16 protein-coding genes and 1 pseudogene are annotated in these 9,043 nt (G+C 64.3%); 9 read left to right on the top strand and 8 right to left on the bottom strand.

Annotation, left to right across the window (positions count from 1 at the left end):
• The 6 genes from SLQ33_RS17760 to SLQ33_RS17735 form a co-directional block, all read right to left on the bottom strand.
• A partial coding sequence (locus SLQ33_RS17760) for a hypothetical protein (protein ID WP_319455146.1) occupies positions 1-223 on the bottom strand: 223 nt, incomplete at its 3' end.
• Entirely contained in the window at positions 220-435 is a 216-nt protein-coding gene (locus tag SLQ33_RS17755; RefSeq protein ID WP_319455145.1) for a hypothetical protein, read from the bottom strand. The genes SLQ33_RS17755 and SLQ33_RS17760, both read right to left, overlap by 4 nt.
• Complete coding sequence (locus tag SLQ33_RS17750) at positions 417-767, bottom strand: hypothetical protein (RefSeq protein WP_319455144.1); 351 nt, start codon at positions 765-767, stop codon at positions 417-419. Before SLQ33_RS17750 ends, SLQ33_RS17755 begins: the two co-directional genes overlap by 19 nt.
• Entirely contained in the window at positions 742-867 is a 126-nt protein-coding gene (locus SLQ33_RS17745) for a hypothetical protein (protein ID WP_319455143.1), read from the bottom strand. The genes SLQ33_RS17750 and SLQ33_RS17745 overlap by 26 nt, the downstream gene beginning before the upstream one ends.
• Positions 868-1,071: 204 nt before the next feature.
• Positions 1,072-1,353, bottom strand: coding sequence for a hypothetical protein (locus SLQ33_RS17740; RefSeq protein WP_319455142.1), 282 nt, complete (start codon positions 1,351-1,353; stop codon positions 1,072-1,074).
• The gene (locus SLQ33_RS17735) at positions 1,346-1,519 is read right to left on the bottom strand and encodes a hypothetical protein (protein ID WP_319455141.1); all 174 of its coding nucleotides are present in this window, start codon (positions 1,517-1,519) and stop codon (positions 1,346-1,348) included. The genes SLQ33_RS17740 and SLQ33_RS17735 overlap by 8 nt, the downstream gene beginning before the upstream one ends.
• A 237-nt stretch (positions 1,520-1,756) precedes the next feature.
• On the opposite strand from SLQ33_RS17735, the gene SLQ33_RS17730 reads away from it, so the two are divergent.
• The 4 genes from SLQ33_RS17730 to SLQ33_RS17715 all read left to right on the top strand — a co-directional run bounded on the left by SLQ33_RS17730 (position 1,757) and on the right by SLQ33_RS17715 (position 3,491).
• A complete protein-coding gene (locus SLQ33_RS17730) occupies positions 1,757-1,987 on the top strand; it encodes a hypothetical protein (RefSeq protein WP_319455140.1) in 231 nt (76 codons plus the stop codon).
• 9 nt (positions 1,988-1,996) lie between these two features.
• A complete protein-coding gene (locus SLQ33_RS17725; protein ID WP_319455139.1) occupies positions 1,997-2,281 on the top strand; it encodes a hypothetical protein in 285 nt (94 codons plus the stop codon).
• Positions 2,278-2,601, top strand: coding sequence for a hypothetical protein (locus SLQ33_RS17720; protein ID WP_319455138.1), 324 nt, complete (start codon positions 2,278-2,280; stop codon positions 2,599-2,601). Before SLQ33_RS17725 ends, SLQ33_RS17720 begins: the two co-directional genes overlap by 4 nt.
• 122 nt (positions 2,602-2,723) lie before the next feature.
• Complete coding sequence (locus SLQ33_RS17715) at positions 2,724-3,491, top strand: class I SAM-dependent methyltransferase (RefSeq protein WP_319455137.1); 768 nt, start codon at positions 2,724-2,726, stop codon at positions 3,489-3,491.
• On the opposite strand, the gene SLQ33_RS17710 is transcribed toward SLQ33_RS17715, so the two are convergent.
• A complete protein-coding gene (locus SLQ33_RS17710; protein ID WP_319455136.1) occupies positions 3,462-4,058 on the bottom strand; it encodes a tyrosine-type recombinase/integrase in 597 nt (198 codons plus the stop codon). The genes SLQ33_RS17715 and SLQ33_RS17710 overlap by 30 nt on opposite strands.
• A 632-nt stretch (positions 4,059-4,690) precedes the next feature.
• Here SLQ33_RS17710 and SLQ33_RS17705 point away from each other — a divergent pair.
• The 5 genes and pseudogenes from SLQ33_RS17705 to SLQ33_RS17685 all read left to right on the top strand — a co-directional run bounded on the left by SLQ33_RS17705 (position 4,691) and on the right by SLQ33_RS17685 (position 8,131).
• Entirely contained in the window at positions 4,691-4,942 is a 252-nt protein-coding gene (locus SLQ33_RS17705) for a DNA-binding protein (protein ID WP_319455135.1), read from the top strand.
• A 22-nt stretch (positions 4,943-4,964) separates the two neighbouring features.
• A pseudogene (locus tag SLQ33_RS17700) lies at positions 4,965-5,207 on the top strand (type II toxin-antitoxin system death-on-curing family toxin); the annotation flags it as partial.
• Positions 5,208-5,210: 3 nt separating this feature from the next.
• Positions 5,211-5,369, top strand: a complete 159-nt coding sequence (locus SLQ33_RS17695) for a hypothetical protein (protein ID WP_319455133.1) — start codon at positions 5,211-5,213, stop codon at positions 5,367-5,369.
• Between the two features lie 499 nt (positions 5,370-5,868).
• Complete coding sequence (locus tag SLQ33_RS17690) at positions 5,869-7,173, top strand: diiron oxygenase (RefSeq protein WP_319455132.1); 1,305 nt, start codon at positions 5,869-5,871, stop codon at positions 7,171-7,173.
• Positions 7,174-7,297: 124 nt separating this feature from the next.
• Positions 7,298-8,131 carry a class I SAM-dependent methyltransferase gene (locus SLQ33_RS17685; RefSeq protein ID WP_319455131.1) on the top strand — a complete coding sequence of 278 codons (834 nt, stop codon included), beginning with the start codon at positions 7,298-7,300 and terminating at the stop codon, positions 8,129-8,131.
• A 15-nt stretch (positions 8,132-8,146) separates the two neighbouring features.
• Here SLQ33_RS17685 and SLQ33_RS17680 read toward each other — a convergent pair whose 3' ends face one another.
• On the bottom strand, positions 8,147-9,013 hold the full coding sequence (locus tag SLQ33_RS17680) for an SPFH domain-containing protein (RefSeq protein ID WP_319455130.1): 867 nt from the start codon (positions 9,011-9,013) through the stop codon (positions 8,147-8,149).
• Between the last annotated feature and the right edge of the window lie 30 nt (positions 9,014-9,043).

Genomic DNA, 9,043 nt, shown 5'->3' with positions numbered 1-9,043 from the left:
CGAGCTCTATGTCGTCCTCGCCGCGGTCGACGATCACCCATTCGCCGACGGGTTCGCGGCGGCCCTCGACGGGCACCCGCCGGTCGGCCTCGGCCAACAGCACCGCGTCGGACGTCTCACACCACACCTGCAGCTCGCCCGCGTTGGGCCCATCGGTGTAGCGGCGACCATCGGAATAGGTGACCCGCCACCAACGCCCCGGCACCCACTCGCCCGCGGTCACGGCTCGTCCCCGTCGTCGTCCCCTTCGCCGACGATGAACAACTCGCCGGCCATGAGCAAGACGATCGCCACCCAACGATCGTCGGCGATGACGTTGAGCTCGCCGACTGGTGACCGCTCAAGTACGGCATCCGGCCACCGATCAATTACCTGTTGCAGGACTGCCGCCAGGGCAGCCGGGGTCACGCTCGGGTTCATTGCTTGCCTCTCCATCGTCGGATGGTCATGCGGTCCACGCCGAGCATCGAAGCGAGCTCGGCCTCACTGCGGGTGCGGTCCTCGGCGGTGGCCACGACGAGCGCCTTGGCCCGGTCCTCGGCGCGTTTCGCCGCAGCCTTGGCGTCGCGGAACGCGGCCGCGGCGAGCTCTATGTCGTCCTCGCCGCGGTCGACGATCACCCATTCGCCGACGGGTTCGCGGCGGCCCTCGACGGGCACCCGCCGGTCGGCCTCGGCCAACAGCACCGCGTCGGTCCCGGCCCGCAGTTCGTCGGGTACCTCGTAGACCTCGACGACCCGCTCAGTCCGTTCGGTCGTGATCTTCATAGGCGGCGTTCTCCTGCGGGTCGGGGCGGTGCGGGTTGTCGATCCAATCCGCCGGATTGAGGTGAGACCAGTCGCCTTCGGTTTCCGTCTCGGCGACCATGGCGGCCTCGTCAGCGAGCGGCTTCGGATAGAACCGAAGCTCACCGTGGCATGTCCCGCAAGTGGCGGAGCGTTGGCGTCGGTTGTAGTCGGGCACGGTGGGGCCTCTCAGATCGTCTCGTCGGTCAGGCCGACGAGGACTATCGCGGCGGGCACGAGCACCCACCATAGGAATTCGATCACGGTGTTCGTTCTCTCTTTCGGGTCAGGTGAATCGGTAGGGCTCAGCGGTCAGACAGTTGGCGAGGACTGCGGCGCGATCGCCGACGCGCACCCCGAGACCGACGTCGTTGCCGGCCGCCCAGAATCGGGTAGGCCGACCGTGCACGCCGCCGTGAGCGGACAGCACTCGATCGCCGGCGGCGTCAGTCCCGAGGTGCGCGTACTCGGGGCCACGGGCGAACCACACCGTGCCGACGTGGCGGTTGTCGGTGACGGTCCAGCCGTGCTCGCGGCCGAGCTCGACGAGCCGGTCGGTGTCAGGCATTGGGCTCGACCTCTTCGGCCGACTCGTCGGCGTCGCGTTCGTCGGCCCACCGGGACAGCACCCGCACTTGCCACCGCGCGAGGAGCACGTGGGCGGCGTCGGGGCCCCAGCTTGCGGCGATCCGCATGGCCAGTCCTCCCCGTGCCGGGTAGCGAGCGCTACTCAATGATGCTCCTCACGCTACAGGCGGATATGCGGCATACGCAACGCGATTAATGTAGCGACCCCTACCGACGAGCGTCAGGATCGAACCGTCGGCAACGGATCGACGTCGCTCTTGCGGCAGAACGAAACTCGGCGAATTACGCCCTGACCGCCGCCAATCGACGCGATAGTGGTATCTGCTACCGATCTGCTGTAGTAGGTGTTGACAGATGCGCCGCGTAAACGTACCATTTACACTATGGAGATCACGAACAGCGCCCGCAAGCACGGCATCGAAGATGCCGACATGCTGCACGCGGTCGCCAACGCGATCCGCATCATCGAGCAGGAGTACGACGCCGAGGTCCGCTCACTCGTCATCGGTGCCGACCGCGCCGCCCGCCTGCTCGAACTGGTCGTCGTCAACGATGAGCCCGCGCGCATCATCCACGCCGACGTCCTCCGTCCGAAGTTCTACGACTACCTCTGAGGTGATGCCATGAAGAATGACCAGACCACCAGCACTCCCACCGACACCGAGGCCTGGCTCGACAGCCTCGACGTCGACCCGGCCAAGGCCCGCGACGGCCGCCACATGCGCCGGATCGCCGCCGCCGCCGCCGCACTCGGCGACGCAATGCACGTCGCCGGCGAGCGCCAAGCCGAGCTCGACGCCGCGGTCGCCGCAGCGCGCGAGGCCGGCGACAGCTGGGCCATGATCGGCATGGCCCTTGGCATCAGCCGCCAGGGCGCATACCAGCGATTCGGCAAGGTCGCACCGTGAAGCGCATCGACCTGGCCGACAGCGGCGGCGAGACGGCTGCGGTGTCGGCGATCGCGCAAGGCGAAGGCACCGCAGTCGCCCGCTCTGAGGTCAACGTCTACGTCGTCGAGCTCAACCTCGTCGAGGGGGCCGGCTACATCAGCGCTCACCGCACCAAGCCCAAGGCCGAGGCCAAGCTCGTCGAGTTCGCCCGACGCGCGGGACTGATCTATGCCGCGGCGGATGACTTCGACGACAACATGGAGCAGATCGGGGAGTTCCTCGACGATCACCCCGACGTCGAGAGCTACGCCGTGATGACCCTCCCTGTCGAGGACTAGCGGCGCACCGATCCGGCGGTTTCATAGGTCGAATCAAGACCATGAGGTAAGTTGCATCAGCAAACAAAAGCTACGGGGGGAACGGTATGTTTGGGCGGTATCAACGGGGCGGCTACCGGCGCGTGAAGGGCTACACCGAGGGGCCGGTGTTCGGCCTGCTGGCAATGCTAAACCAGGCGCAGCGAGCCCGCGATATCAGCGGATCGGTGGTCGAGATCGGCGTGCACCACGGTCGCCTGTTCATCGGAATGTGCCTGTTGCAGCGCGCCGATGAGCCGTCGGTCGCCGTCGACCTGTTCGACGACCAGGAGCGCAACGTCGACAACTCGGGCCGCGGCGACCTGGCCCAGTTCCGGCGCAACGTGGCCCGCTGGGGCTGCTCGCTGCCGGTCGTGCACGCGGGCGACTCGACTCAGCTGAAGGCCGGCGACGTGCCGGAAATGTCGGGCGCGCGACTGTTCTCCGTCGACGGCGGCCACACCGCGTCGATCGTGCGCAGCGACATGAACCTCGCCACCAACTGCCTGACGCCCGGCGGCATCGTCATCGCCGACGACGTGTTCAATCCGCAGTGGCCCGACGTCTGCGTGGGCACGCTCGATTACCTGCGTGAGGGCGACCTGGTGCCGTTCGCCGTCGGGTTCAACAAGACACTGTTCGCGCATCCCGAGTACGCCGGGGCCTACCGCGCCGAGCTCATCGAGGCCTACCGACGCCGCTACCTGACGGTGCCCCTGGACGACAAGACGTTCGCCGGGCACCCGGTCGTCGTGCTGGTGTCCGTTCCGCGTACTCCGGTGATGCTGGCCCGGCGCAGCGAGACCGCCCGCCGCGTGGTCCAGGCAGCCAGGCGGGTGGCGTTACGCGGCAGCGCCGCGGAACGGGTCTAGCCGGTTGATCGCATCGACGCGGCGGTCATCGGAGACCTTCGTGTAAATCTGCGTCGTCGCCAGCGACTTGTGCCGAAGCAGCGTTTGAATCGTCCTGATGTCCGCGCCGTCGTCCAGGAGCGTGGTGCCGAACCAATGCCGCAGCTTGTGCGGCGTCCCGGCGACCCCGGCCCGGCGCATCGCGTTGCCGATGATGTCCGAGACACCCTTGCTGCGAACGTGGTGGCCCGGCCGCATCGTGTTCGACGGGAACCACCACCCTCTCGTCGGCATGGTGTGGGCGGCGTCGATAAGCAGCGGGTGCAACGGGAGCAGGTGACGGCTGCCGCCCTTGCCGTGGACGTAGAGCTGTCGCGAGCTGAGGTCGACGTCTTCGCCGCCGATCTTGGCGACCTCGTGCACACGTAGGCCAGCGAGGCTGGCGAGCAGGATCATCACGCGGGTTCGGTGGTGCATCCGCGTGAGCAGCAGACGAACGAGGCTGTCGTCGCTGACGGGCCGCGGAATCCTATCGGGGTATCGCGGTGCACCAACCTTGACCATCGGATTGTCCTCGCGGTGATCCATCAGGCACAACCATTTGAACCACGAACGGAGGTAGCTGTGATACGTTGCCGCCGTCGAATCAGACCATTCCGGATGGGTCCCTAGCCACCGAATAATTTGCATCGGCTGAGCGGTCACAGGCGAATATCCCGACTCCCGAGCGAACAGGTTCATCACTCGAACCCGTTCGGATACGGTACGTTCGGAGCGACGTATGGCCAGCTGGGATAGTTCCCAATCGATTATCAACGGGTGCGCGGTCTGTGATGGCATGGCGACCACTACAGCATTGTTAGCCAACGTACAGACCCGTTTCTGAGTCACGTTCGGGCCGCACTCATGCAACATCTCGGCCAAGATCAAAATTGAGATCCGCAATTTGCTGCGCAATCTGCTCTCTCATAATCCGCAGGTCCCAGGTTCGAGCCCTGGTGGGGGCACCACATTACGAGGCGGCTCAACGCTTATTCATCGGTTGTGGCCGTCGAGAAACTCGGCCACCGCGATGTGAGTCCGGCTGCGGCTCTTAGATCGGTCCTGCCACCCGAAAATTGCCCCTAGCCCAGCGATGTGTCATGTCATGACGGTGGACAGGCATTGATACACCATGACATCATGGTGTCACAATCACGGAGCGACCAGGAGTCACTCAAATGACCACCAACGCGAGCACCAACACCGACACCAACCAGAAGACCATCGGCGTCACGGTGCGTTTGCCTGCCGAGCTGGCAGACGCACTGAAGAACTATGCCTTTGTCACCGAAACCTCCGGGAACGATGTGATCAAGCGTGCGCTCATCGATTATCTGCGGGTAAATGGCCGTACAGACATGGTTCGTGACGCCTTCGAGAAGGTCCTCACCCGACATGCCGTGGCATTCGACAAGTTAGCGGACCTGTAGTCAGAGCCCCCATGAGGAAGCGATGACCCACTATCTGAGCACCGACGATGTACAGGCGTTCAACGAGCGGTTCGTGGGTCCGGGCCAACCGCGCGATTTCGGGCTGTTGGACTCGGCCACGACCCGCCCGCAGGCCACTGTGTTCGGCGAAGACGCGTACCCGACCGTCCATGAGAAGGCTGCCGCGGTGCTTCACAGTCTCGCGCGCAACCACCCGTTCATCGATGGCAACAAGCGCACCGCTTGGGCCGCGACCACAGTGTTCTAGATGATGAACTTCCAGATTCTCGTTGAGGATGGCCAGGTCATCGCGCTCGTCGTGGACGTCGCCGAGGGGCAGGTCGGTGTTCAGGACATCGCACATAGGTTGAAGGCTTGGGCTGAGCCGTTCCCAATAGTCGATGACTGGATGGGATTATCTGACTAGCCATTTCGGACACGGGATTCGGCCTGTACTGCGGAGTGGTGCCCCGCGGACCTTGCACCACTACTTGGTGAAGCCGCGTGCCCGCCGCCGACGTAGAGGTCACTGGCTGCTCCCGCCGAAAGGCTCACGATCGGTGCTCGGCCAGCACTGTGGCCGGCGCGACAGGCGCACGGCAGATTGCGAGCGCCCGCCCCGGCAACGCCGAGCGGGCTAGTCACATGTACATAACGTCCGCGTGGCTATCCAAGCGCGCGCGCATGACATGCCCAAAATCGAGAACGCCGCTCCCGTTCGGCGCTCAAGGAAGAGTCCGGGGCCGAGGAGCCGGGCTCGGAGATGAGGAGCGCAGTTGAACTCGTGTATCGGAGTCATCGAGCCGCAGCCCAAAGCGGTCGATCGATTCGGCGTCGCTGGATCCCGCCGTGCATGACCTGCGGCGGACCCCTGGCGCCAACGAGCAGCTGGGCGCGCAACTCGTCGTAGCTCAACGGATTGAGAAATGACAGAGGTCAGCGATGCAAATGGCGCGTCGGTGGAGCTCTACGCCGACAGGGTGCAGGCACTCTCCGATGCGACGACTCGGCTGAGTTTCGATCCGTACGTTGACATCGACTGGGACTCACCCGAGAACGCGTTGGACGAGAACGATCCGCGTTGGCAACTGGATCCAGCAACCGCTCCGCTCGCGGCTACGGATTGGTATGCCGAGCAGTCGCTACAGCGGCGCATTGACATCGGCCGCTGGATTACCGCGAACACGCTCAAGGCCACGATCCAATTCGAGACGACGTTGATCCGCGGAGTGGTGCATTACGCGGGCAAATTGCCGAATGGTTCCTCGGTGTTTCGGTATCTCCTCCACGAACTGATCGAAGAATCCAAGCACGTCCAAATGTTCCAGGAATTCATCAACCGCACCGGCGAGGATGTTCCCGGAATGAGGCGCGGCTCCCGGATAATCGCGCCGCTCCTCGGCTTCATTGGCGGATATGCCAACGTCTTCCTTTTCATCGGGGTGCTTTGTGGCGAACAGCCCCTGCACCATCAGCAGACGCTGCAGCATCGTGGCGCGGCTCAGGTGCCCCCGCTGCTGAACAAGATCACCTACATTCACTTGGCGGAAGAAGCGCGTCACATCACGTTTGCCGACGACTACCTGGCTGAGCGGATGCGAGATGCTGGGCGCTTAAGGCGAGCGACGTATGCGATTGCCTTCCCGTTCTATCTCCGTTGGTTGATCGGGGAGTCGGTCGGACCACCGCGCACTTTCGCCCGCCAGTTCGGGATTCCACGACGGGTGTTCAAGGCCGCCTACTGGAGGAGCGCCCAGTCGCGCCGGATAATGGCGGAATCGGCCGTCGACGTGCGGCGAGTTGCTGAGGACCTAGGTCTGCGAACGGTGTGGTCGCGCTGGATTTGGCGACTGTTGGGCGTCGAGGGGCGGGTACCGCGCTACCGCGGTGAGCCGGATCGCAGCCCTGCTACTGCGCGCGTGGCGAGGCTTCGAACGGTGGGGTGGAGTCGCATTGGGGCCGTCGCGATCATGGCGAGCGTCGCGCTAGCCGCGACACCGGTCGGATTGCGGATCATCGCGGTTGCCGCGGCCGGGGCGGGCGTGTGGGCGATCTACCACGTCCTCCGGGAACATCGTGGAGGCGTAGTCGGGAACCAGCCATTTGAATGGTCGCGGCTTCTCGTCTGGGTGGCGGTGTGCGTGGTCATGATTCCCGTCGGCGGGCTGATTGGGCTCGCCTTGGTGGTGTTCATGATCCTTGCGCTTGCCGAATTCATGCCCACCCTCTAAACCCGGGGCGGCAATCACACAAATCGTGGGCTCAATCGGGACCGATAGCAACGAGCCAAATTTCGGCACCGAACCGGCGGCCAGCCTCACCGGAACAAAAGCCGGATCGTGGTAACGTCCGCGAATGCTCGACCTCCCCTACTTTGACCTGCTCATCGACGAACGGCAGGACGGGGGCGAAACAGGTCAGCTGTGGGAAAACCAAGTGCACTGGGGTTATTGGGACGACCCCAAGGCTGCCGACGGCACCCGGGCCGACTACGTAGCTGCCATGGAGCAAATGAACGGCGTGCTGCTGGAGGCCGGAAAGGTCGCCAACGGGCAGAAGCTGCTGGATGTTGGCTGCGGGTTCGGCGGAACCATCCAACAGATCAATGCCGCACATTCCGATATGGACCTCACTGGCCTGAACATCGACCCGCGCCAACTCGCAGCCGCCGACGCCCAGACCAACCCCACCCACGGCAACAAGATCGGCTGGATCGAAGCCGACGCATGTCAGCTGCCGTTCGAGGACGACTCCTTCGACCGCGTCCTGGCCGTCGAATGCATTTTCCACTTCCCATCGCGTGAGAAGTTCATCGCCGAAGCAGCACGGGTACTCAAACCGGGCGGCTACCTGGCGGTGTCCGACTTCGTTCCCACCATGGCATTCTTCGGCAAGACCCCCATCTGGATGGCGATTCGCTCCCAGATCGCGAAGTCATACGGAACTCTCGGAGATGTACCCCTTCGGTCCTACAAGGTCATGGGCAAACGTGCGGGTCTCGAAGTCGTCGCGAACCGCAACATCCGGAAGAACACGTTGCCGACGTACCCGTTCCTGATCAAATTCTTCCGCGATCAAGGGTCAGCGGACGCCCAGAAAACAATGATCGTCGGAACCCGATGGATCAAGTGGCTGACCAAGACCGGACTCCTTCAGTACCGGGTCTACACGTTCCACAAATCTGCCTGACCTGGGTCACCACGTCTAACCCACCGGCACCGTCGGCACCGCAGGCGACCCGGGCCAGCACCCCAACGGGCTGAGCCCGCTCTCGCGCACCGCGTCGAGGCACTTGCTGACCAACACGTTCGGATCGTTCGAGACAGACTTCGACAGGATCTCGTTGGCCTTCGCCTCGGCCTCCGCCGTCTTAGCGCGCTGCTCGGCGATCCGGGTGTTGGCCTTCTCGACGTTCAGCGCGTTGATCCGGTCCTGCGTCGCCTGGTCGTAGTTCACCAACGGCACGATGACGTTGATGATCTCGATCTGGGTGCCGACCTTCTGGCGCAGCTTCCCGGCGACCTCGTCACCGAGCGCCTGGACGCTCGCACCGTCGGAGTTCGACGGGTTCAGCGGATCAAAGCTGGCGAACACCTCGTTGAGCGCGGCCTTCAGTTCGCGCGTGACCAGGTTGTCGCGGACGTTGTCGAAGTCGCGGTAGTCCAAGAACAGCTCGTCGGCAGCATCCGGCTGGATGCGCCACCGCACGCTGTTGTCGACGTAGGCGGTCGAATTGTTGCCCACCCGAACGGTAGTGGCGTTGTCGCCGGTGTGGTTGTCGATCTGGATGGTGCCGTTCATCTCAGTGACCGACTGCCACGGCGCCTTGAGGTGCAGCCCATTGCTCAACGTGCCGCTGGGGCGCCCGAACGTGGTGACGACGCCGACGTTGCGCGGCGACACCACCGTCGTCGAGCCCAGGATGATCACCAGGAGGGCCAGCCCACCGGCGATCACCGCGATGCGGAGGTTGCGCGTCCGGCCTGCCGGGTTCTTGGCCCACGTGCGGGCGAGCAGCGCTGCGACTGTGATCACCAGCAGCACCATCGCTACGAACACTTGCCACGTCATCTGGGTTCATCCTTCGGTCGGTCGGGACCC

The sequence above is a fragment of the Mycobacterium sp. RTGN6 genome, assembly GCF_033804605.1.
Lineage (GTDB): Bacteria > Actinomycetota > Actinomycetes > Mycobacteriales > Mycobacteriaceae > Mycobacterium.
The sequence above is the reverse complement of the archived record's forward strand: the minus strand, read 5'-3'. Positions and strand labels throughout refer to the sequence as shown.